This is a genomic window from Streptomyces sp. NPDC006643 (assembly GCF_042870175.1).
Classification (GTDB): Bacteria; Actinomycetota; Actinomycetes; order Streptomycetales; family Streptomycetaceae; genus Streptomyces.
This window is the reverse complement of the sequence record NZ_JBIAHA010000003.1, coordinates 309075-331130: the sequence shown is the minus strand read 5'-3', so window position 1 is coordinate 331130 and position 22056 is coordinate 309075. Positions and strand designations below refer to the sequence as shown.

18 protein-coding genes are annotated in these 22056 nt (G+C 71.5%); 6 read left to right on the top strand and 12 right to left on the bottom strand.

What is annotated here, in order from left to right; all coding sequences use genetic code 11:
• Positions 1 to 135: 135 nt before the first annotated feature.
• The 3 genes from ACFYNU_RS06420 to ACFYNU_RS06410 form a co-directional block, all read right to left on the bottom strand.
• Entirely contained in the window at positions 136 to 1176 is a 1041-nt protein-coding gene (locus ACFYNU_RS06420; protein ID WP_356587915.1) for a 3-isopropylmalate dehydrogenase, read from the bottom strand.
• Positions 1177 to 1346: 170 nt separating this feature from the next.
• Positions 1347 to 1475 (bottom strand): hypothetical protein, encoded by a 129-nt coding sequence (locus ACFYNU_RS06415; protein WP_023538442.1) that lies wholly within the window; start codon positions 1473 to 1475, stop codon positions 1347 to 1349.
• Between the two features lie 283 nt (positions 1476 to 1758).
• On the bottom strand, positions 1759 to 2304 hold the full coding sequence (locus tag ACFYNU_RS06410; protein WP_356587917.1) for a GNAT family N-acetyltransferase: 546 nt from the start codon (positions 2302 to 2304) through the stop codon (positions 1759 to 1761).
• A 100-nt stretch (positions 2305 to 2404) separates the two neighbouring features.
• Between ACFYNU_RS06410 and ACFYNU_RS06405 the strand changes: the two genes are divergently transcribed.
• Complete coding sequence (locus ACFYNU_RS06405; protein WP_356587919.1) at positions 2405 to 2980, top strand: CDP-alcohol phosphatidyltransferase family protein; 576 nt, start codon at positions 2405 to 2407, stop codon at positions 2978 to 2980.
• Complete coding sequence (locus ACFYNU_RS06400) at positions 2977 to 3855, top strand: phosphatidate cytidylyltransferase (protein WP_356587921.1); 879 nt, start codon at positions 2977 to 2979, stop codon at positions 3853 to 3855. The genes ACFYNU_RS06405 and ACFYNU_RS06400 overlap by 4 nt, the downstream gene beginning before the upstream one ends.
• Positions 3856 to 3983: 128 nt before the next feature.
• Here the strand turns inward: ACFYNU_RS06400 and ACFYNU_RS06395 are convergent, their stop codons facing one another.
• Positions 3984 to 4358: a hypothetical protein gene (locus tag ACFYNU_RS06395; RefSeq protein ID WP_356588260.1), complete on the bottom strand. Its 375-nt coding sequence runs from the start codon at positions 4356 to 4358 to the stop codon at positions 3984 to 3986.
• On the opposite strand from ACFYNU_RS06395, the gene ACFYNU_RS06390 reads away from it, so the two are divergent.
• Together ACFYNU_RS06390 and ACFYNU_RS06385 are read left to right on the top strand one after the other, a co-directional pair.
• Positions 4251 to 5390: a lysophospholipid acyltransferase family protein gene (locus tag ACFYNU_RS06390; protein ID WP_356588244.1), complete on the top strand. Its 1140-nt coding sequence runs from the start codon at positions 4251 to 4253 to the stop codon at positions 5388 to 5390. The two genes, ACFYNU_RS06395 and ACFYNU_RS06390, sit on opposite strands and share 108 nt — an antisense overlap.
• Before the next feature lie 77 nt (positions 5391 to 5467).
• On the top strand, positions 5468 to 6304 hold the full coding sequence (locus ACFYNU_RS06385) for a DUF1206 domain-containing protein (RefSeq protein ID WP_356587923.1): 837 nt from the start codon (positions 5468 to 5470) through the stop codon (positions 6302 to 6304).
• 154 nt (positions 6305 to 6458) lie between these two features.
• On the opposite strand, the gene pruA is transcribed toward ACFYNU_RS06385, so the two are convergent.
• Both pruA and ACFYNU_RS06375 read right to left on the bottom strand, forming a co-directional pair.
• Positions 6459 to 8090 (bottom strand): L-glutamate gamma-semialdehyde dehydrogenase, encoded by a 1632-nt coding sequence (gene pruA, locus ACFYNU_RS06380; protein ID WP_356587925.1) that lies wholly within the window; start codon positions 8088 to 8090, stop codon positions 6459 to 6461.
• A 62-nt stretch (positions 8091 to 8152) separates the two neighbouring features.
• Entirely contained in the window at positions 8153 to 9079 is a 927-nt protein-coding gene (locus tag ACFYNU_RS06375) for a proline dehydrogenase family protein (RefSeq protein ID WP_356587927.1), read from the bottom strand.
• A gap of 175 nt (positions 9080 to 9254) precedes the next feature.
• On the opposite strand from ACFYNU_RS06375, the gene ACFYNU_RS06370 reads away from it, so the two are divergent.
• Positions 9255 to 10484 (top strand): helix-turn-helix domain-containing protein, encoded by a 1230-nt coding sequence (locus ACFYNU_RS06370; RefSeq protein ID WP_356587929.1) that lies wholly within the window; start codon positions 9255 to 9257, stop codon positions 10482 to 10484.
• 45 nt (positions 10485 to 10529) lie between these two features.
• On the opposite strand, the gene ACFYNU_RS06365 is transcribed toward ACFYNU_RS06370, so the two are convergent.
• A complete protein-coding gene (locus tag ACFYNU_RS06365) occupies positions 10530 to 11180 on the bottom strand; it encodes a helix-turn-helix domain-containing protein (RefSeq protein WP_356587931.1) in 651 nt (216 codons plus the stop codon).
• 123 nt (positions 11181 to 11303) lie between these two features.
• Here ACFYNU_RS06365 and ACFYNU_RS06360 point away from each other — a divergent pair, with 123 nt between their 5' ends.
• On the top strand, positions 11304 to 12872 hold the full coding sequence (locus ACFYNU_RS06360) for an MFS transporter (protein WP_356587933.1): 1569 nt from the start codon (positions 11304 to 11306) through the stop codon (positions 12870 to 12872).
• A gap of 162 nt (positions 12873 to 13034) precedes the next feature.
• On the opposite strand, the gene serA is transcribed toward ACFYNU_RS06360, so the two are convergent.
• From serA to ACFYNU_RS06335, 5 genes are all read right to left on the bottom strand, one after another.
• Complete coding sequence (serA, locus tag ACFYNU_RS06355; protein ID WP_356587935.1) at positions 13035 to 14639, bottom strand: phosphoglycerate dehydrogenase; 1605 nt, start codon at positions 14637 to 14639, stop codon at positions 13035 to 13037.
• Between the two features lie 306 nt (positions 14640 to 14945).
• Positions 14946 to 15947, bottom strand: a complete 1002-nt coding sequence (gene ilvC, locus ACFYNU_RS06350) for a ketol-acid reductoisomerase (RefSeq protein ID WP_356587937.1) — start codon at positions 15945 to 15947, stop codon at positions 14946 to 14948.
• A gap of 136 nt (positions 15948 to 16083) precedes the next feature.
• Positions 16084 to 16611 carry an acetolactate synthase small subunit gene (gene ilvN / locus ACFYNU_RS06345; RefSeq protein ID WP_023538455.1) on the bottom strand — a complete coding sequence of 176 codons (528 nt, stop codon included), beginning with the start codon at positions 16609 to 16611 and terminating at the stop codon, positions 16084 to 16086.
• Between the two features lie 35 nt (positions 16612 to 16646).
• Positions 16647 to 18530, bottom strand: coding sequence for an acetolactate synthase large subunit (locus ACFYNU_RS06340; RefSeq protein WP_356587939.1), 1884 nt, complete (start codon positions 18528 to 18530; stop codon positions 16647 to 16649).
• Between the two features lie 211 nt (positions 18531 to 18741).
• Positions 18742 to 21690, bottom strand: coding sequence for a putative bifunctional diguanylate cyclase/phosphodiesterase (locus ACFYNU_RS06335; RefSeq protein WP_388765357.1), 2949 nt, complete (start codon positions 21688 to 21690; stop codon positions 18742 to 18744).
• Positions 21691 to 22056 lie beyond the last annotated feature (366 nt).

Here is a 22056-nt window from a genome sequence, read left to right as displayed (position 1 = left end):
CCACGATTGTCGCGCGTGGCGGGGCCGGGCATGAAACGGGGTGAATGCGGCCCTACGGATGATGGTGGCACCCGGTGGCCGCAAAGCACAGCCGCCGGGTACGGAGACCCGGCGGCTGGAAGAGTCGTCGGCGGGTCAGCTCGCTACTCGTACGACGAGCGCGTCACCGATCTCGTCGGTCGTACGGGGCGCACCGCCGCGCTCCGCGAGGTCGGCCGCGACGGCCTCCTCGATGCGGGCGGCCTCGGCGTCGAAGCCGAGGTGCCGCAGCAGCAGTGCGACCGAGAGGATCGTGGCCGTGGGGTCGGCCTTCCCCTGGCCCGCGATGTCCGGCGCCGAGCCGTGGACGGGCTCGAACATGGACGGGAACGCCCGGTCGGGGTTGATGTTCGCGGAGGCCGCCAGGCCGATGCCGCCGGTCACGGCAGCGGCGAGGTCGGTGAGGATGTCGCCGAAGAGGTTGTCGGTGACGATCACGTCGAAACGCTCGGGCTGGGTGACGAAGAAGATCGTCGCGGCGTCGACGTGCAGATAGTCGGTGGAGACGTCGGGGTACTCCTGGCCGACCCGGTCGAAGATCCTCTTCCAGAGGTGGCCCGCGTAGACGAGGACGTTGTTCTTGTGGACCAGCGTCAGCTTCTTGCGGGGGCGGGAGTTGGCACGCTCGTACGCGTCGCGCACGACACGCTCCACGCCGTACGCCGTATTGAGACTGACCTCGGTGGCCACCTCGGCGGGCGTATCGGTGCGCAGGGAACCACCGTTGCCCGTGTACGGGCCCTCGGTGCCCTCGCGGACGACGACGAAGTCGATGTCCGGACGGCCGGCCAGCGGCGTGGCCTGGTTCGGGAAGAGCTTCGACGGGCGCAGGTTGACGTAGTGGTCGAAGGCGAACCGCAGCTTCAGCAGCAGCCCTCGCTCCAGGACCCCGGACGGCACGGACGGGTCGCCGATGGCGCCGAGAAGGATCGCGTCGTGCGCCTTGAGCGCGGTCAGCTCCGTGTCCGGGAGGGTCTCCCCGGTACGGTGCCAGCGCCGGGCGCCGAGGTCGTACTCCTTGGTCTCCAGCTTCACATCTTGCGGGAGCACGGAGCCGAGGACCTTCAGGCCCTGGGCCACGACCTCCTGGCCGATGCCGTCACCGGGGATCACTGCGAGATTGATGCTGCGAGACATGACGGGCACCTTACTGCGCGTCCCAGTGCCTGACACACGCGGTCCAGGATTCGGACAGCCGCGTGTTGTGGATGTGGAGCGCGTCCGCGGATGAGTCAGGGGTGTACCCGCGGAGAGGGCAGGGGTGTGCCCGCCTGTCCGGCGGCGGTGTGCGGGAGGGGCGCCCCGGCTCAGTGGCCGGTGGAGCCGCCGTTGTCCCGGCGGTCGAGGGCGCGCTGGAGGGCCGCCGCGGCGTTCTTGCGGTCGGACTCGCTGCTGCGGACGCGGTGACGGACGCGGCGGACTGTCGTCTCGGCCATGATGATCGACTCCTTGAGACAGCTGAGGCATGCGGCCGGGGGGAGCCGCATGAGGCATCTGCGAGGCGCCGGATGGGCGGGGAGCATGCCCGCAGGGGTGGCCTGCGTGAGGGCGATTGCTCACGTCCGCCGTTCGCTGGATCGAGCGATTCGTTCGGCTTCTACAAAGCTAAGGGAGCGGGGCCGTTCTGTCTCTACAGTTAGTCGGACGTCCTACTATCTGAGACGGCGAACGCGATCCGGTGCCGGCGACGGCGCTCCGTCACCCGTCCGGAGCCGCCTCCTACATCACGTCGCCGTCGCGCCAGTCGAAGATCAACGCGTCGTCGGCGGGCGGCAGTTCGCTGTTGGGCACCGGCCAGAGATAGATCGCCCCCTCCTCCTCCGGCAGCCGCACCACCCCGTCGGGGCTCAGCGCCTCGATGCGGCCCTGCCACAGGTGCCAGCCGCGCGACCGGTAGAGCCCGGCGCCCTTCTCGGACGCGGAGAGCGCGCCGACGTCGTACGCCCGGTCGATCACCCGCTCCAGCACCTCAAGGACCCGGCCGCCCAGGCCGTCCCCGCGCCGGTCCGCGCGGACGGCGACCGCCTCGACGTAACCCACGCGGTACCACCGCCCCGCGTGCGTCAGCCGGCGCTGGATCACGCTGCCGTGCGCGACCATCTCGCCCGTGCCGTCCCGTACGAGGACATGGACGCCGCCGAGCCCGTGCGTCCAGTCCTCCTCACTGAAGGTCCCGTCGAAGGCGACGTCGAGGAGGTCGCGGATCTCGCCGAGGGTCGCCGGGTCGAGCTCGAAGGTATGGGCGGTGCGCAGCGGGTCTGACATGCGTCTCACTCTTTCAGGCCGGGGGCCCGCGCACGTACTCAGTGCCCGGTTGAGTAGGTGCTCCGTGTCGAAAAAACGTACCTGCCGCGACAGTTGGCCCATGAACGGCCTTTACGCACTCAAGCCCTGGTACGCGTCCCGGCTCTCCGGAGTCCGAGCCGCGCTCGTCCGCCGTGAGGTGTCGCCCGACACGCTCACCGCGGCCGGTGTCGTCAGCGCGGCGGGTGCGGGCGCCGCCGTGGCCTGGCTGCCCGCCGGACCGCTCGCCGCGCTCCCCGTCGCCGTCCTCCTCGCCGCGCGCCTGGCCTTCGCCAATCTCGACGGGGCGCTGGCGCGGGACACCGGCCGGACGACGCGGCGCGGCGCCGTCCTCAACGAACTCGGGGACCGCGCGGCCGACCTCGTCGTCCTGGCCGGATTCCTCACGCTGGCGCCGCTGTGGCTGGTCGCGGTGGCGGGGCTGGCGGCGACGCTGCCGTCGTGGGTGTCCCTCGCGGGTACGGCGGCGGGCGCGCCGCGCCGCAACGGCGGCCCCGTCGGCAAGACCGAACGCTGTCTGCTGGTCGTCGTCGCCGCCGCGACCGGCTGGGCGGTGCCGGTGCTCGTGGTGATCGCGGCGGGCTCGGCGCTCACCGCGGTCGTCCGGTTCGGCTGGATCTGGCGGAAGCTCGCATGAGCGGCGTCATGGTCGCGGGCGAGGCCGTGGGGCGCGCCGTGCCGTTGGTGGCAGGCGCCCTCGGGGCGAGCGGGATCGCGGTGGCGGCGCTGCCGTCGCGCCTCGCCATGCGGGCGGAGCTGCGCAAGCGGTGGCGGACATGGGCGATCGCGGCGCCGGTGTTCCTCGGGGCGCTGTTCCTGGGCGCCGGGGGCGCGTTCGCGCTCGCGGCGGCACTCGGGGTGACGGCGGTGAGCGAGTACGTACGGATGGCGGGGCTGCCGCGCGCCGAGCACGCCGTACTGCTCGTGGCCGCCGTCGTACTGCCGGCGCTGGCGTGGCTGGTGCCGGACGCGCTGGATCTTCGGGCGGTCGACCTCAGGGTGGTGGCACTCCTGCTGGTGGCGGCGGCGTTGCCGGCGCTGCTGGCGGGTGACCACGAGCGGGGCTTCACCCGCTGCGCGCGCACCGTTTTCGCCCTGTGGTGGATTCCCCTGCCGCTCACCGGACTTGTGGTGCTCGGGGACACGGCGGTCGCGGTCGGGCTGGCGGTGGCGCTCGGCGACGTGGGGGCGTGGTGCGGCGGTACGGCGCTGGGGCGGCGTGGCGCGCTCGCCCGGCGGCTGTCGCCGCTCTCCCCCGGCAAGACATGGGCGGGGGTGCTGGGCGCGGCGGGGGCGACCGCTCTCGCGCTGGCCGCGGTGGGCGCGTTCACACCGCTGCTGTGGGCGGCGGTGCTGGCCGGCTGCGTACTGGGCGACCTGCTCGAATCCATGGTCAAGCGGGAGGCGGGCGTGAAGGACGCGGGCAGTTGGCTGCCGGGCTTCGGCGGGCTGCTCGACCGGATCGACTCCCTGCTGCTGGCTCTCCTGCTCGCGATGGTGGTGACGGCATGACCGCGCGGATCTCCGTTCGTACGAGGTCACGTTCAGGTGCGGGGTCGGGTGCGGGGTCAGGTGCGGGGTCGGGTGCCGGGTCAGGTGCCCTGTCGGCTGCCGGGTCGGCTGCCGGGTCGGCTGCCGGGTCAGGTGCCGGGTCGGGTGCCCGCTCCGTACGGCGACGGCTGCGGCGCCGCGCGGCGGTCGCCGGGCACCGACGGGGGCGCGCGGGCACGGCGGTCGCTGTCGCGTTCGCCGCCGGCCCGTACGGCGAGCGGTGCGAGCACGGGGCGACGCGGGGACGGTCTGCTGGGACGGGGCGTGGTCGGGGGCGCCGTACCGTCGACGTCGGCCCCGGCGGCCCCGGGGCGGCTCCGGCTCCCGCGCTCGCTCCTTCCCGGCTCGGCTCCGTACTGCGCCGGGCCCTGTGGTGGGTCGTCCTCACCGTCACCGGCGGCGTGCGGCGACACGGTCAACTGCCGCCCCGTGGGTGCGTGGTTGTGGCCAACCACTCCTCGCACGCGGACACCGCCGCACTGCTCGCCGCGCTCGACGCGCGGCACCGGCCCGCGATCGGGGCCGCCGCCGACTACTGGTTCGCCTCACCGTGGCGACGGCGCGTGTGCCGTGTGCTCGCGGCGGGGTTCCCCGTACGGCGCACCGGCGGCGGCATGGACGATCTGCTGTCCATGGCGGACGGGCTGCGGGCCGGGCGCGCGGTGGTCCTGTTCCCCGAGGGCACGCGCGGGGCGGACGGCGCGGTCGGCGCCTTCCACCGCGGCGCCCTGGTCCTCGCCGAGCGCGCGGGCGTCCCGGTCGTACCGGTGGGCATCGCCGGCACGGACCGGCTGCTGCCCAAGCACGGGCGGCTGCGTTCGTCGCTGGTGCGGATACGGATCGGTGAGCCGCTGCCGTCGTCGGCGACGCCGGAGGACGCGCGGGCGGCGGTCGCGGCCCTGCACGCCCGTACGGCGTCGGAGCCGCTGCGCGACTCCCCCGTACGTCGCCGGGTGGCCGCCGTGGTCACCTCGCGCCTCGGCCTGCCGCTGGCGTTCGCCTGGGCCTGCGCGGAGGCGCTGAGCTGGCCGCTGATGCCCGAACTGCTGCTCGGCGTCGCGTGCGTCGCCGTCCCCCGGGCCGCGCCGCGGCTGTCGGTCGCCGCGCTCGCCGGCAGCCTGGCCGGCGGACTGCTGGCCCTCCAACTCGCGAACACGGGGCTCCAGTTGCCCGCGCCGCTGACGACGGACCGGATGCGCGCGCAGGTGCGGCAGGAACTGGCGGCCGAGTCGGCGTCCGCCGTACGGCACCAGCCGTGGAACGGCATCCCGTTCAAGGTGTACGCCGCCGAGGCGGGCCGCGCCGACGTGCCGGCGGCCGACTGGTTCGTGGAGTCCGCGCGGGCGCGCGGCGCGCGGACACTGACGGTCGGTGCGGGCTTCGCCGCGCTGGGTCTGCTGCTGCGCCGCTTCCGCCGTCACTACGGCGCGTACCTGGCCCTGCTGGGCGCCGGTTTCGCCGCCGGACTGTCACTCATCGTGGCCGGTTGGGGCTGAGGACGGTCGCCGCCTCGGTGCCGCCCGTTTCCGGGGCGGTACCGGGGGCACCCGACGAACGATGGGGAGGGTGCCAGATGAACGTACAGGCGATGTCATTCAGAGGTCGTAGCAAGGGCCGCCAGGCGGCGAACAGTTCGGCCATGGACGCCGCAGCACGCTGGGGATTCATGGCGCGCGGCACCATCTATCTGCTCATCGGGCTGCTCGCCCTCCAGATCGCCCTCGCGGGCGGCAGCGGCAAGCAGGCCGACCGCGGAGGCGCGCTGGCGGAGATCGGCGAGAAGCCGATGGGGTCCTTCATTCTGTGGGCACTGGGCATCGGTCTCGTCGGCATGTCCCTGTGGCGCCTGTCCGAGGCGCTGTTCGGCGCCTCGGGCCCGGACGGCCGGAAGACGAGCAAGCGGCTGCTGTCGGCGGCGCGGTTCGTCTTCTACGGATTCGTGGCCTACTCGGTGCTCACCTTCGCGGCGGGCGACAAGAGCGGCTCGTCGGGCGATCAGCAGTCGCAGGACGTGACGGCCACGGCGATGGAGCAGCCCGGCGGCCAGTGGATCGTGGGCATCGCGGGCGCCGCGATCATCGGCGCCGGTCTGTGGATCGCGGTGCGCGCGCTCCGGCGTGACTACCACAAGCACCTGAAGCTGAGCCAGATGTCGCACGCGGCGCGCCGGTTCGTCGATGTGACCGGGGTGGGCGGCGGTGTGGCGCGCGGCGTGCTCTTCGGCGGTATCGGATGGTTCGTGCTACAGGCCGCGATCGAGTACGAGCCGGACAAGGCCAAGGGCTTCGACGCCACGTTGCGCTCCTTCGCGGACGCGCCGGCCGGACGCTGGCTGCTCGCGCTGGTGGCGCTGGGGCTGGTGCTGTTCGGGGTGTTCTCGTTCGCGATGGCCCGCTGGCGCAAGGTCTGAGACGGCGCCTCCGCATCGCGGACCTCGACGACGGCGCTGGGCCGCCACCTCTTTAGAAGAGGTGGCGGCCCAGCGCCGTTCACCGGACAAGACACCGCCCCCGAGCCGGGTTGGGGGTCGGCTCGGGGGCGGGGGTGGTGGGGACGGACCGGGCTCAGCCCATGTGCGGGTAGCGGTAGTCCGTCGGGGACACGAGCGACTCCTTGATCGCCCGGGTCAGGGTCCACCGCATCAGGTTCTGCGGGGCGCCCGCCTTGTCGTTGGTGCCGGAGGCACGGCCGCCGCCGAAGGGCTGCTGGCCGACCACGGCGCCGGTCGACTTGTCGTTGATGTAGAAGTTGCCCGCCGCGTAGCGGAGCTTGGCCATCGTGTCGGCCGCCGCCGCGCGGTCACCGGCGATGACGGCGCCGGTCAGGGCGTACGCGGAGACGGACTCCATCTGGGCCAGCATCGCGTCGTACTCCGCGTCCTCGTAGACGTGGACGGCGAGGATGGGGCCGAAGTACTCCGTCGTGAAGACCTCGTTGGCCGGGTCGGTGCAGGCGATGACCGTGGGGCGGACGAAGTAGCCGACGGAGTCGTCGTACGTACCACCGGCGACGACGGTGCAGGTCGGGTCGGCGGCGGCGCGGTCGATCGCGGCCTTGTTCTTCGCGAAGGCCCGCTCGTCGATGACGGCGCCGATGAAGTTCGACAGGTCGGTGACGTCGCCCATGGCGATGGCGTCGACCTCCGCCGCGAACTCCTCCTTGAAGCCGTCGTTCCAGATCGAGGCCGGCACGTAGGCGCGCGAGGACGCCGAGCACTTCTGGCCCTGGTACTCGAACGACCCGCGGGTCAGCGCCGTCTTGAGGACGGCGCGGTCGGCGCTCGGGTGGGCGACGACGAAGTCCTTGCCACCGGTCTCGCCGACGATGCGCGGGTAGGAGCGGTACTTCTCGATGTTGCCGCCGACGGTCTTCCACAGGTGCTGGAAGGTCTTGGTGGAACCGGTGAAGTGGATACCGGCCAGCTCGGGGTGGTTCAGCGCCACCTCGGAGACGGCGAGCCCGTCACCGGTCACCAGGTTGATGACGCCCTTGGGCAGCCCCGCCTCTTCAAGAAGGCGCATCAGGAGCACGGCGGCGTGGGTCTGCGTCGGCGACGGCTTCCAGACGACGACGTTGCCCATGAGCGCGGGCGCGGTCGGCAGGTTGCCGGCGATCGCGGTGAAGTTGAACGGCGTGATCGCGTAGACGAAGCCTTCGAGCGGCCGGTGGTCCAGCCGGTTCCACACGCCGGTGGAGTTGGCCGGCGGCTGCTCGGCCAGGATGCCGCGCGCGTAACTGACGTTGAAGCGCCAGAAGTCGATCAGCTCGCAGGGGGTGTCGATCTCGGCCTGCTGGATGGTCTTGGACTGCCCGAGCATGGTCGAGGCGGCCAGCGTCTCGCGCCACGGCCCCGAGAGCAGCTCGGCGGCGCGCAGGATGATCGCGGCGCGATCGTCGAAGGCCATCGCGCGCCAGCCGGGGGCGGCGGCGAGCGCGGCGTCCACGGCGTCCTGCGCGTCCTTCGCGGTGGCGTTGCCGTATGTACCGAGGACGGCGCGGTGGTTGTGCGGCTGTACGACGTCGAAACGCTCGCCGCCACCCATGCGCTTCTGGCCGCCGATGGTCATCGGAAGGTCCACGGGGTGGTCGGCCAGCTCCTTGAGCTTGGCTTCGAGGCGGGCGCGCTCCGGGGAGCCGGGGGCGTAGCCGTGCACCGGCTCGTTGACCGGCGTGGGGACCTGGGTCACAGCGTCCATGAGTGCCGCATCTCCTTGATCAGTGGTCGGTTTTCGGGCTGCCGTGGGGGCGGGGCGGGCGCTCAGCCGCGGGTGGCGAGGGAACGCAGGAAGAAGCCGAGGTTGGCGGGGCGCTCGGCCAGCCGGCGCATGAAGTAGCCGTACCAGTCGGTGCCGTAGGCGATGTAGACGCGCACCCGGTGCCCCTCGGCGGCGAGGCGGCGCTGCTCGGCCTCGCGGATGCCGTAGAGCATCTGGAACTCGTACGCCTCGGTCTTGCGTCCGGCCCGGACGGCGAGTTCCTGGGCGATCGCGATCAGGCGCGGGTCGTGCGAACCGACCATCGGGTACCCGTCGCCCGCCATCAGGGTCTTGAGGCACCGCACGTACGCCTTGTCGACGTCGCCCTTGTCCTGGTACGCGACCCGCGCGGGCTCCTTGTAGGCGCCCTTCACGAGCCGCACCCTCGCGCGGGCCGCCGCGAGGGTGCGGCAGTCGTCCTCCGTACGGAAGAGGTACGACTGGACGACCGCGCCGGTCTCGGGGAAGCGCTCGCGCAGCGTGCTGTGGATGGCCAGCGTCGAGTCGACGGTGGTGTGATCCTCCATGTCCAGGGTAACGGTGGTGCCGATCTCGGTGGCCGCCTCGACGACGGTGGTGATGTTGCGCAGCGCCAGGTCGTGGCCGCCGCGCAGGGCCTGTCCGAAGGAGGAGAGCTTCACGGACATCTCGGCGCGGGCGCCGAGGCCCAGCGGCGCGAGGGCCTCGATCAGCTTCAGATAGGCGTCACGGGCGTGCAGCGCCTCGGCCGGGTCGGTGATGTCCTCGCCGAGGACGTCCATGGTGACTTCGAGGCCGCTGTCGGCCATGCCCCGGATGACCGGCGTCGTACCGTCGACGGTCTCGCCGGCGATGAAGCGGTCCACGACGGGCCTGGTGACCGGCGCGGCCGAGACGGCACGCCGCATCAGGTCGCTGCGCGACGCGGCGAGAATCACGGGACCCAGCACAGGGCACCTCCCGGTAAGAGAACGAGCACGCCGTACGGGGCGCGAACGCCCGGCCACGGCACGGAGAACCACTGTGAAATCTAGGGATCGGTCCGATCCTCTGCCATCGACACCTGTCACGCATCCGTGGGCGCGATCTCAGACAGATGTCTGAAGGCGGTGCGAGAATGTCCGGGTGAAGGACGATTACCAGGAGCTGGTCGACGAGATCTCGGCGCTGCTCGGCATGCCGCTGACGCTGGAGAACCGGGACTTCGGGCTGATCGCCTTCGGGGTGCACGACAGCGACGACGAGGGCGTGATGGACCCCGTCAGGACGCGTTCGATCCTGACGCGGAAGTCGACGCCCGCGGTGCGCGACTGGTTCGAGGGTTTCGGCATCACCCGTGCGACCGGCCCCGTCCGGATCCCGGCCGCGCCGGACGCCGGGGTGTTCCGGGGGCGGATCTGTCTGCCCGTACGGCACCGGGGCACGGTGCTCGGCTACGTATGGCTGCTCGACGACACCGGTCAGGGCCCCACGGACGACCGATTGGCGGCGGCCATGGAGGTGACGGCGCGGATCGGGGCGCTGCTCGCCGAGGAGGTACGGGCGGGCGCCGACCTGGCGCGTGAGTTCCGCGCCGTGCTGACCGCGGAGCGCGGCTGGCAGCGCGACATGGCGGTGGAGGCGCTGCGTACGGCGCTGGGGCCGGGCGGGGACGGCACGCATGTGGTGGTGTGCGTGACGCCGTGGCGGGGCGCCGACCCGACGGTGCGCGCGGTGGCCGGCACGGCGGCGCTGTGCACGCTGGCGGATCCGTGGGAGGGCGTGGACGGGGCGGGTGCGGAGCAGGCCGGGCCCACGGGGGACGGGGCGCGCGCAGGGGCCGGCAGGGAGGCGCCAGAGGTCCGGACGGCGCTGGCGCTGCTCGTACGGCTCCGCTCGGCCGACGCCCTGTTGCCGACGCTCGACGCGACGTCCCGGCTGCGGGACGCCGCGGGCCCGGGAGCCACCGCCGGGGCGGCCAGGCCGCGCCGCGGGCTGGCCGAACTCGCCGACGCCTGGCACGAGTCGGTCGCGGCGGCCCGCGCCGCGGTGGTGCAGCCACGCTTCGGCCCCGTCGCCCAGTGGTCGGAGATCGGCGCGTACCGGCTGCTGACGTCCCTGGCTCCCGCGACCGGCGCCGACCCGGCGGTGCGCCCGCTGCTGACGCCGGCGCACGCGGACCTGACACATACGGCGGAGGTCTACCTCGATCACGCGGGCCAGGCGGGCCGTACGGCGTCGGAGCTGGGCATCCATCGCCAGACGCTCTACTACCGGCTGTCCCGCATCCAACAGCTCACGGGCCTGGACCTCGCCGACGGCGAGGACCGGCTGCTGCTGCACATGGCACTGAAGTCGGCGCGGCTCAGGTCCTGAGCGCGGCCGGCCGCCCCGGGTCCGGGGCGGCGGGGGCGGGGGCGGTCAGGCCAGGTCGTCACCGATGATCGCGCGCAGACCGTCCGTCAGGTCCTGCGCCGACGGGGCGGTCTCCGGGTCGACCATCCACTGCACCATCACGCCCGCGAGCAGGGCCTGTGTGAAGAGGCCGACCACCCGCGCCTTCTCGGGGTCGTCCTTCCGGTCGACGCCGAACATGCCCTCCGCGAGACCGTCCCGGCCCTCCAACTGCTTGTCGGCCAGGGCCTTCTGGAGCCCGGCGTCGGTGCCGACCCGGGAGACGACCTCCATCTGGAGCTGCCACAGGGGGCGGCTCTCCTCGTGCGACGCGACGACCTTCGCCCAGACGTCGCGGAAGTGGTCGAGCGACGCGGGCGGGGCCCCGTCGCGCGCCGGACCCGGCGCCGTCGCCGTCTCCCCCGGGCTGCCGTCGGCCGCCCCGTCCGCGCCGTCCGCCCCGTCCGCGGCGTGCGGCTCGGTCACGCGGTCGCCCCACTGCTCGGTCACGGCGATGAACGCCTCGTTGAGCAGCGCTTCCTTGGACCCGTAGTGGTAACCGATGGACGCCAGGTTGGCCCCGGACGCGGCGACGATGTCGCGCGCCGTGGTCCGCGTGTACCCCTTCTCCAGCAGGCAGCGCTTGGCACCTTCGAGCAGATCTTCGCGATGTCCCATGCGGGGAAGCGTAACGCGAATCCATACACCTGTCCCATACGGCTGTCCCACACGGTTGTCCCACACGCACGTCTTATACGGTCGTCATAGACAAGCGTTTATGACGCCTGTACATTGCTCCACATGACGAATCCCGCCTCGCTCCGCGCCGGCCGCAAGGAGTGGACCGCCTTCGCCGTCCTCCTGCTGCCTCTTCTCCTGGTCTCGATGGATGTCTCGGTCCTCTACTTCGCGATCCCCGCGATCACCGAAGAACTCGCCCCGAGCGCCACCCAGCAGCTGTGGATCTTCGACATCTACGCGTTCGCCCTCGCCGGGCTGCTGATCACGATGGGTTCGCTCGGTGACCGCATCGGCCGCCGCCGGCTGCTGCTCATCGGCGCCACGGCCTTCGGTGTCGCCTCGGTCGGCGCGGCGTACGCGCAGAGCGCCGAAATGCTCATCGCCGCACGGGCGTTGCTCGGTATCGGCGGCGCCACCCTGATGCCGTCGACCATGGGACTCGTCCGGAACATGTTCCGCGACGCCAAGCAGCGCGGCCAGGCGATCGGCATCTGGTCGGGCGCCATGGCGGGCGGCGTCGCGCTCGGTTCGGTGCTGAGCGGCGTCATGCTCAACCACTTCTGGTGGGGCTCGATCTTTCTGATCAACGTGCCCGCGATGCTGCTTCTGCTGGTCCTGGTGCCGGTGCTGGTACCGGAGTTCAAGGACCCGGAGCCCGGCAGGTTCGATCTGCTCAGCGTGCCGCTGTCGATGGGCTCCGTACTGCCGATCGTGTACGGCCTCAAGGAACTGGCCGCCGAGGGCTTCGGCACCGCGGTCGCGATCTCCCTGCTCGCCGGGCTGGTGATCGGTTACGTCTTCGTCCGCCGCCAGCGCACCCACACCGACGCGATGATCAGCCGCGCGCTGTTCCGGGGCCGCGGTTTCGGCTCCGGGGTCGTGCTCAACGCCCTCGCCACCTTCGCCATGATGGGCTCGGCCTACTTCACCACGCAGTACCTCCAATCGGTGCTCGGCATGGGCACGTTGGAGGCCGCGCTGTGGAGCCTGGCCCCGTCCGTGGCCGTCGGTGCCGCGGCCCCCACGGCGACGATGATCGCCCAGCGGGTGGAGCGGGCGTACGTGGTCGCCGCCGGTTTCGTGATCGCCGCCGCCGGATACGCCCTGCTGAGCCTCATCGACACCGACTCGCTGTGGGTCATGCTGGCCGGGGCGTGTGTCATCGGCTGCGGCATCGTCACCGTCATGGCGCTGGTCTCGGACATGGCCCTGGGGGCGGCCCCGGCGGAGAAGGCCGGTTCGGCGGCGTCGGTCCTGGAGACGGGGCAGGAGTTCGGCGGCGCGATGGGCATGGCGCTCCTCGGCACGATCGGCACCGCCGTCTACCGCCAGGACATCGCCGACGCCGCCCCGGCGGGGCTGCCGGACGCGGCGCTGGAATCCGTACGCGAGACGCTGGGCGGTGCGACCGTCGTCGCCGGTCAACTCCCGCCCCGTATTGGCGAGTCGGTGCTCGAAGTCGCCCGTGAGGCCTTCGTGCACGGCATGCAGATCGCCGCCCTGGGCGGCGCGGGGCTGCTGATCGCCGCCGCCGTACTGGCCGCGACCCTGCTGCGCGGGATTCGGAATCCGAAGGACGACGCCCCCGCGAAGGACGCCCCGGCGCCGGCGCTGCTCAGCTCCGACTGACTCCTCGCGCGGAGCACGGGGACGGGGCCACGGACAGGAACGGAGAACGGCGAGGGGCCCGGGAGAGAAAGATCCCGGGCCCCTCGCCGTCGAGCAGGTCCGTTCCAAACAGAGCCGGTCGGCCGGTCAGTCGGCCGCTCGGCCAGCCAGCCGATCAGTCGATCAGTCGGTCAGATCCACCGAGCGCGCCGAGTTCGCACCGATCTCGTCGGAGATCTCCGCCAGCACGGCCGGCGGCACGTTGTCGTCGACGGAGAGCACGACCAGCGCCTCGCCGCCCTCCTCCGCGCGCGACACCTGCATCCCCGCGATGTTCAGCCCCGCCTCGCCGAGAATCCGGCCGACGGTGCCGACGACACCGGGACGGTCCTCGTACCGCAGGACGACCATGTGGTCGGCCAGGGACACGTCCACGTCGTACTCACCGATCGCGACGATCTTCTGAAGATGCTTCGGACCGGCCAGCGTGCCGGCGACCGACACCTCCTCGCCGCCCGCGAGCGTGCCCCGTACGGTGACGACGTTGCGGTGGTCGGGCGACTCGCTCGACGTCGTCAGACGCACCTCGACGCCGCGCTCCTGCGCGAACAGCGGCGCGTTCACATAGCTCACGGTCTCGTCGACGACGTCCTCGAACACGCCCTTGAGCGCGGAGAGTTCGAGCACCTTCACGTCGTGCTGCGTGATCTCGCCGTAGACCTCGACATCGAGCCGTACGGCGACCTCGCCAGCCAGCGCCGTGAAGATCCGGCCCAGCTTCTCGGCGAGCGGCAGACCCGGCCGTACGTCCTCGGCGATGACCCCGCCCTGGACGTTCACCGCGTCCGGCACCAGCTCACCGGCGAGCGCGAGGCGCACCGACCTGGCGACCGACACGCCCGCCTTCTCCTGCGCCTCGTCCGTCGACGCGCCGAGGTGCGGGGTGCACACGACCTGGTCGAACTGGAAGAGCGGGGAGTCCGTGCAGGGCTCCTTCGCGTACACGTCCAGGCCGGCGCCCGCGACGCGGCCCTCCTTGAGCGCGGAGGCCAGCGCCTCCTCGTCCACGATCCCGCCACGCGCGGCGTTGACGATCCGCACCGTCGGCTTGACCTTGTGCAGCGCCTCGTCGCCGATCAGACCCAGGGTCTCGGGGGTCTTCGGCAGGTGCACGGTGATGAAGTCCGACACCGCCAGCAGCTCGTCCAGCGAGAGCAGCTTGACGCCCATCTGCGCGGCCCGCGCGGGCTGTACGTACGGGTCGTACGCGACGATCTTCATCCCGAACGCCGACATGCGCTGCGCGACCAGGACACCGATCCGGCCGAGGCCGACGACACCGAGCGTCTTCTCGCTCAGCTCGACGCCGGTGTACTTGCTGCGCTTCCACTCGCCGTTCTTCAGGGCGGTGTTGGCCTGCGGGATATTGCGCGCGGTGGCGACCAGCAGACCGCAGGCCAGCTCGGCGGCGGTGACAATGTTGGAGGTCGGCGCGTTGACGACCATCACGCCGGCCTTGGTGGCGGCGGAGACATCGACGTTGTCGAGGCCGACACCGGCGCGGGCGACGACCCTCAGCTTCTTCGCCGCGGCCACGGCCTCGGCGTCGACCTTGGTCGCGGAGCGGACGAGGATCGCGTCCACGTCGGCGATGGCGGGCAGCAGTTCGGCGCGGTCCGCGCCGTTGCAGTGGCGGATCTCGAAGTCCGGACCGAGCGCGTCGACGGTGGCGGGCGACAGCTCTTCGGCGATGAGTACAACCGGCTTTTGATTGGAACGCGAGCTCACGTGGGTCCTCACAAGTCCATTGCGGACGGCCGTCCCGACGGCCGCAGGCGGCGGAGGGTGCCAGGCCCTGGTCCGGGCCTGATCGCGTGGAAGACGCACGACATTGTGGGCCTGACGCGGATGTATCCAGCAGTGTAGTGGTGCGGACGGCGGCCGATTCCCGCCTCGGCGGGCAGATCACCCGTACGTGGCCGGGCCCGTCACAAGCGCTTGCCGACGGGCCCCGCGGCGACCGGTCGCACCACCGCTCCGGTGCCGGGCCCCAACCGCGGGCCCGGCACCGGGAACGTGTCGGACGCCGTCGTCTCAGACGTCGTCGTTGTCGACCCAGCTCATGAGCTTGCGCAGCTCACGGCCGGTGCTCTCGAGCAGCGAGTCGCTGTCGGCCTTCTTGTACTCGTTGTACTTCTTCAGACCGCCGTGGTACTCGTCCATCCAGTTCTTGGCGAACGTGCCGTCCTGGATCTCGGCGAGGACCTTCTTCATCTCGGCCTTGGTCTGGTCCGTGATGATCCGCGGGCCGGTGACGTAGTCGCCCCACTCGGCGGTCTCGGAGACCGACCAGCGCATCTTGTCCAGGCCGCCCTCGTACATCAGGTCGACGATCAGCTTCAGCTCGTGGAGGCATTCGAAATACGCGATCTCCGGCTGGTAACCGGCCTCGACCAGCGTCTCGAAGCCGGCCTTGACCAGCGCGGACGTACCGCCGCACAGGACGACCTGCTCACCGAAGAGGTCGGTCTCGGTCTCCTCGCTGAAGGTCGTCTTGATGACGCCGGCGCGGGTGCCGCCGATGCCCTTCGCGTAGCTCAGCGCCAGCTCGAAGCCCTTGCCGGTGGCGTCCTGCTCGACGGCCGCGATACACGGCACGCCGCGGCCCTCCTCGTACTGCCGGCGGACCAGGTGGCCGGGGCCCTTCGGGGCGACCATCGCGACGTCGACACCGGCCGGCGGCTTGATGAAGCCGAACCGGATGTTGAGGCCGTGGCCGAAGAAGAGGGCGTCGCCGTCCTTCAGGTTGTCCCTGACGGACTCCTCGTAGACCTGCGCCTGGATCGGGTCCGGCACCAGGATCATGATGACGTCGGCCCAGGTGGCGGCCTCGGCGGGGGTCACCACGCGCAGGCCCTGCTCCTCGGCCTTCGCCTTGGACTTGGAACCCTCGTGCAGGCCGACCCGGACGTCGACACCCGAGTCACGGAGCGACAGCGCGTGGGCGTGGCCCTGGCTGCCGTAGCCGATGACCGCGACCTTGCGGCTCTGGATGATGGACAGGTCGGCATCGTCGTCGTAGAACAGCTCGGCCACTGGGTCTTCTCCTTGGTGTGCAACTGGGGTTTCGCTGGGCCCCACCGTACGGCGGGGCGGGTAAAGGGAGCCTCACGGTCTCGGCATGCGAACGGGACGCGTGTACGGCTCCGGGGGCGCGGCTCCGGCGACGGGGCTACGCGCTGCGGTCGAGCGCCCGCAGGCTGCGGTCCGTGATGGACCGCGCGCCACGCCCTATGGCGATCGTGCCGGACTGCACGAGCTCCTTGATGCCGAACTGCTCCAGCATCTTGAGCATCGCGTCGAGCTTGTCACTCGAACCGGTGGCCTCGATGGTGACGGCGTCGGGTGAGACGTCCACCGTCTTGGCGCGGAAGAGCTGCACGATCTCGACGATCTGGGAGCGCGTCTCGTTGTCGGCGCGGACCTTCACCAGGACGAGCTCGCGCTGGATCGCGGCGCCGGGCTCGAGTTCGACGATCTTCAGAACGTTGATCAGCTTGTTGAGCTGCTTCGTCACCTGTTCGAGCGGCAGGTCCTCGACATTGACCACGATGGTGATGCGGGAGATGTCGGGGTGCTCGGTGACACCCACCGCGAGGGAGTCGATGTTGAAGCCGCGCCGGGAGAACAGGGCGGCGATCCGGGCGAGGATGCCGGGGGTGTTCTCCACCAGGACGGAGAGGGTGTGCTTGGAAGACATTTTTGTCGTTCTTTCTCTCGCTCTCGGCATCCGGCTCAGTCGTCCAGGCCGTCGCCGAAGTCGGGGCGCACACCCCGGGCGGCCAGGACCTCGTCGTTGGAGGTGCCCGCGGCGACCATCGGCCAGACCTGGGCGTCCTCGTGGACGATGAAGTCGACCACCACGGGGCGGTCGTTGATGGAGTTGGCCTTGGCGATCACGGCGTCCAGCTCGTCCGGGGACTCGCAGCGCATCGCGACACAGCCCATGGCCTCGGACAGCTTCACGAAGTCCGGGATACGGGTGCCGCCGTTGGGCTTCGCACCGTCCGCGCCGGCTCCCTCGAAGGAGCCGCCGGCGGCGACGTCGGGGCCGCTGTGCAGGACGGTGTTGGAGTAGCGCTGGTTGTAGAAGAGGGTCTGCCACTGGCGGACCATGCCCAGCGCGCCGTTGTTGATGATCGCGACCTTGATGGGGATGTTGTTGAGGGCGCAGGTGACCAGTTCCTGATTGGTCATCTGGAAGCAGCCGTCGCCGTCGATCGCCCACACGGTGCGGTCCGGCCGGCCCGCCTTGGCGCCCATCGCGGCGGGGACCGCGTAGCCCATCGTGCCCGCGCCGCCGGAGTTGAGCCAGGTGGCGGGCTGTTCGTAGTCGATGAAGTGGGCGGCCCACATCTGGTGCTGGCCGACGCCCGCCGCGTAGATCGTGTCGTCCGGGGCGAGTTGGCCGATGCGCTGGATGACGTGCTGCGGGGAGAGACTGCCGTCGCCCGGCTCGTCGAAGCCGAGCGGATACGTCTCGCGCCAGCGGCTGAGATCACGCCACCAGGCGCTGTAGTCACCGACGTTGCCCTCGGTGTGCTCGGCCTGGACCGCCTGGACGAGGTCGGCGAGGACCTCGCGGGCGTCGCCGACGATCGGCACGTCGGCGGCGCGGTTCTTGCCGATCTCGGCGGGGTCGACATCGGCGTGGACGATCTTCGCGTACGGCGCGAAGCTGTCCAGCCTGCCGGTGACGCGGTCGTCGAAGCGGGCGCCGAGGGCGACGATCAGGTCGGCCTTCTGCAGCGCGGTGACGGCGGTGACCGCACCGTGCATGCCCGGCATTCCCACGTGCAGCGGGTGGCTGTCGGGGAACGCGCCCAGCGCCATCAGGGTGGTGGTGACGGGGGCGTTGGTCAGTTCGGCGAGCATGCGCAGTTCGGCGGTGGCACCGGCCTTGATGACGCCGCCGCCGACGTACAGCACCGGCCGCTTGGCCTGGGTGATCAGCTTGGCGGCCTCGCGGATCTGCTTGGCGTGCGGCTTGGTCACGGGGCGGTAGCCGGGCAGCTCCTGGGTGGGCGGCCAGCTGAAGGTGGTCTTCGCCTGGAGGGCGTCCTTGGCGATGTCCACCAGGACGGGGCCCGGCCGGCCCGTGGAGGCGATGTGGAACGCCTCGGCGATGGTGCGCGGGATGTCCTCGGCCTTGGTGACCAGGAAGTTGTGCTTGGTGATCGGCATCGTGATGCCGCAGATGTCCGCCTCCTGGAAGGCGTCCGTGCCGATGGCCTTGCTCGCGACCTGGCCGGTGATCGCGACGAGCGGCACGGAGTCCATGTGCGCGTCGGCGATCGGGGTGACCAGGTTGGTGGCGCCGGGGCCCGAGGTGGCCATGCAGACGCCGACCTTGCCGGTGGCCTGCGCGTAGCCGGTGGCCGCGTGGCCGGCGCCCTGCTCGTGGCGGACCAGGATGTGCCGGACCCGGGTGGAGTCCATCATCGGGTCGTAGGCGGGGAGGATGGCGCCGCCGGGGATGCCGAATACCGTGTCGGCGCCCACTTCCTCAAGAGAGCGGATGAGGGACTGCGCGCCCGTGACATGTTCCACGGTGGCGGACGAGGGTCCGCCGTTACGGGCGCGCGGCGTCGGGTGAGCCCCGGTGGCCTGCTCGGTCATCGTCAATCTCTTCTCGAAGCTGAGGGTTTTTGCGGGGGTTTGGGCTGTGCCGGTACAACAAAAAACCCCTCGTGCCGGGAGGCAGGCGAGGGGAGCGCGTCGGGTGCGGTAGGCAGGGCCGGTGGTGGGCACTGCTTCAGCCGACGCGCTGTCCAAGTACGAGAATTCGGGTGCGCATGGCATTGACCCTCCCTCTGACGCGCCGCCACTGTCAAGTGGGTGGGACCGGCGTCTCAACATTTGAGCGCAGGGAGGGTCGGGTGGCGGGCCTGGGGATCATGTCGGGGGTGGCCGCGCGCGTACGGCGCACGGGCAGGGAGCCGCCGGAAAGCACTGGCAGCGGGGCGGCGCCGGGCAGCGGGAAGTCGCCGCGGATCAGGGCACGGCGCAGCCGGTACTCGTCCAGGGGGCCGGAGAAGGCCATGCCCTGGCCGTGGGTGCAGCCCATGGCGCGGAGCGCGAGCACCTGTTCCGGCAGGTCGACGCCGTCGGCCACCGAGACCATGCCCAGATCGCAGGCGATCCGGAGCAGCCCGGCCGTGATCTTGTGCAGCCGGGCGGACTCGACCACCCCCTCGACCAGCCCGCGGTCCAGTTTCAGTACGTCGACGGGGAGCCGGCGCAGTGCGTTGATGGCCGCGTAGCCGCTGCCGAAGCCGTCGAGCGCGATCCGTACGCCGAGACGGCGCAGCGCGACCAGGCGGTGCTCCAGCTCGTCGAGGGACGTACGGGGGTCGCTGTCGGCCAGTTCGATCAGCAGGGCGCCCGAGGGAAGCCCGTGGCGGGTCAGCAGGGACTCGATGGAGCCGAGCGGCATGGAGCGGTCGAGCAGCCTGCGCGCGGAGAGGCGGACGGTGACCGGCACCAGATGGCCCGTCCGGCCGCGCTCGGCGGCCTGCTCGACGGCTTCTTCGAGCAGCCAGCGGCCTAACTCGGCGGTGCGGTCGCTGTCCTCGGCGACGCGTAAGAACTCGGCGGGCGTGAAGAGGACGCCCTGGGCGGAGCGCCAGCGGGCCTGCGCGGCGACGGCGGAGATCCGGCCGTTGGCCAGGTCGACGACGGGCTGGTGGAGCAGGGCGAACTCTCCCTCGCGCAGCGCCGTACGGAGCTTGACGGCCAGCTCCGTCCTGCGGACCACGTCGGCCTGCATCTGGGGCGCGTACAGCTCGACGCGGTCCTTGCCGCCGGCCTTGGCGCGGTACATGGCGAGGTCGGCGTTGCGCATGAGGTTCGTGGGGGTGATGCCCGGTTCGGCGAAGGCGACTCCGATGGAGGCGGCGACGCGGACATCGTTGCCTTCGATGCGGTACGGCTGCGAGAGCCGGAGCCGCAGCCGGTCGGCGATCTCGTGGACCTGGTACTCCCGGGCGGTCCGGTCGTCCGTGCCGTCGCCGACGATGAGGGCGGCGAACTCGTCCCCGCCGAGGCGGGCGGCGGTGTCCCCGGCCCGGACCGAGTCCTGGAGACGGTGTGCCGCGTGGATCAGCAACTCGTCGCCGACCTGGTGGCCGAGGCGGTCGTTGACGCCCTTGAAGCCGTCGAGGTCGATGAAGAGGACCGCCGTGCCGTGGTCGCCCGCCCGGCGCCCGGAGAGGGACTGGCGGACCCTCTCGGTGAACAGGGCGCGGTTGGGCAGGTCGGTGAGCGGGTCGTGCTCGGCGTTGTGCTGCAACTGGGCCTGGAGCCTTACGCGCTCGGTGACGTCCCGGCTGTTGAGGATCAGGCCGCCCTGGTGCCGGTTGACCGTGGACTCCACGTTCAGCCAGTCGCCGTTGCCCGATTTGAAGCGGCATTCGATGCGGGTGGTGGGCTCCTCCGTGGGAGGGGCGGCGAGGAAGCGGCGCACCTCGCGTTTGACGCGGCCCCGGTCGTCGGGGTGGATGATCGATTCCAGGGGGGCGCCGACGAGGCCGTCCGCCTCGCGTCCGTAGACGCCGGCCGCCGCGGGGCTGACGTAGTCGAGGGTGCCCTCCGGCCCGGCGATCATGATGACGTCGCTCGATCCCTGGACCAGGGAGCGGAAGTGGTTCTCCTTCTGGGCCAGTTCATGGGTGAGCGCGATGTTGTCGACGAGCATGATGCCCTGCCGTACGACCAGGGCGAGGACGACCGTGCAGCCGGTGAGGACCACCACGCGGTCGACGCGGCGGCCCTCGATGACGTTGTACAGGATCCCCAGGGTGCACACGGCGGCGGCGAGATACGGCGTGAGGGCGGCCAGGGAGCCCGCGATCGGCCTGCTGGAGTGCCTGGGCTGGCGCGGGGGCCGCGGCGGCAGCACGGGGACGGTCTCGGCGGCTCTGCGGACGCCCCAGGGCGCGTACGCGAGCAGCAGGGAGCCGGCGAACCAGCCCGCGTCGAGCAGTTGGCCCGAGCGATAGGTCTCCCGGAGCAGCGGGGAGGTGAACAGGGCGTCGCACAGGACCGTGAGGGCGAGGGCGGCGATGGCGGAGTTGATCGCCGTACGACTGCCGGTCGAGCGCCGGAAGTGCAGGGCGAGCACCATGCTGACGAGCACGATGTCCAGCAGCGGATAGGCGAGGGAGAGCGCCGCGTGGGCGACGGTCTCGCCGTCGAAGTGCGTGGTGTGCGCGAGGGCCAGGCTCCAGGAGAGCGTGAGGAGCGAGCCGCCGATCAGCCAGGCGTCGAGGCCGAGACAGACCCAGCCGGCCTTGCTGACGGGGCGTTTGGCGAGGACGAGCAGGCCGACGATGGCGGGCGGCGCGAAGCAGAGGAAGAACAGGTCGGCGAGGGAGGGGCTCGGTACGGGGAGGTCGAGCACGACCTCGTACCAGCCCCAGACCGCGTTCCCGCCGGCGGCCATGGCGGAGGAGAGCGAGAAGAGCAGCCAGGCGGGCCGGAAGCGGCTGTCGTCGCTGCGGGCGTAGAGGAAGCAGGAGATCGCGGCGATGAGGGCGGCGATGCTGAGGCCGAAGTCGCCCATGAACAGCGCGACTTCGCGGGAGCCCCAGCCGAGGGCCGCGCCGGTGGCGTAACCGCCGCAGACGAGGGCGAGGAGGAGTTGCGTGAGGAGGCCGCCGGTGCCTCCGCCGTTGTCGGTGCCGTCGCCGGGACCGCCGTCCCGGCCGCCGTCGGGGTCGCCGTTCGGGCCTCCTCCTGCGGCGGCGCGACGGCCGAGGAGCGTTTCCGGCGCGCTCACGGGGTCACCTCGGGGGGTGTCTCCGTCACCGCCGACGCGCCGGGTCCGGGCGACGGGATCCACCTCTGCGTCGGTGAAGTGCGCGTCGGTGAGATCTGCGTGGGCGAGATCCGCGTCGGTGAAGTGCGCGTCGTTGGGACGCGTGTCTCCGCGGCGTGGACCGTCGCGGCCGTGGCGTGGGACGGTGCCGTGCTGCGGGCCGTGGTCGTACGGCCCGGCCGGCGACACGCCGGCGGGTCCGAAGACCGTCGTGGACGGCCCTTCCGCGTCGGATCGTTCGTCCATCGGCAGTACATCGCCCGTCGCCCCCCTCGGATTCAGATCGCTCCGCCGCGCCGTCCCTCGTTCGACGCGACCCCCAGATCG

Coding starts and splice junctions, on each gene's coding strand:
- ACFYNU_RS06420 (WP_356587915.1), bottom strand. CDS start 1,176: ATGTCTCGCAGCATCAATCTCGCAGTGATCCCCGGTGACGGCATCGGC.
- ACFYNU_RS06415 (WP_023538442.1), bottom strand. CDS start 1,475: ATGGCCGAGACGACAGTCCGCCGCGTCCGTCACCGCGTCCGCAGCAGC.
- ACFYNU_RS06410 (WP_356587917.1), bottom strand. CDS start 2,304: ATGTCAGACCCGCTGCGCACCGCCCATACCTTCGAGCTCGACCCGGCG.
- ACFYNU_RS06405 (WP_356587919.1), top strand. CDS start 2,405: ATGAACGGCCTTTACGCACTCAAGCCCTGGTACGCGTCCCGGCTCTCC.
- ACFYNU_RS06400 (WP_356587921.1), top strand. CDS start 2,977: ATGAGCGGCGTCATGGTCGCGGGCGAGGCCGTGGGGCGCGCCGTGCCG.
- ACFYNU_RS06385 (WP_356587923.1), top strand. CDS start 5,468: ATGAACGTACAGGCGATGTCATTCAGAGGTCGTAGCAAGGGCCGCCAG.
- pruA (WP_356587925.1), bottom strand. CDS start 8,090: ATGGACGCTGTGACCCAGGTCCCCACGCCGGTCAACGAGCCGGTGCAC.
- ACFYNU_RS06365 (WP_356587931.1), bottom strand. CDS start 11,180: ATGGGACATCGCGAAGATCTGCTCGAAGGTGCCAAGCGCTGCCTGCTG.
- ACFYNU_RS06360 (WP_356587933.1), top strand. CDS start 11,304: ATGACGAATCCCGCCTCGCTCCGCGCCGGCCGCAAGGAGTGGACCGCC.
- ilvN (WP_023538455.1), bottom strand. CDS start 16,611: ATGTCTTCCAAGCACACCCTCTCCGTCCTGGTGGAGAACACCCCCGGC.
- ACFYNU_RS06340 (WP_356587939.1), bottom strand. CDS start 18,530: ATGACCGAGCAGGCCACCGGGGCTCACCCGACGCCGCGCGCCCGTAAC.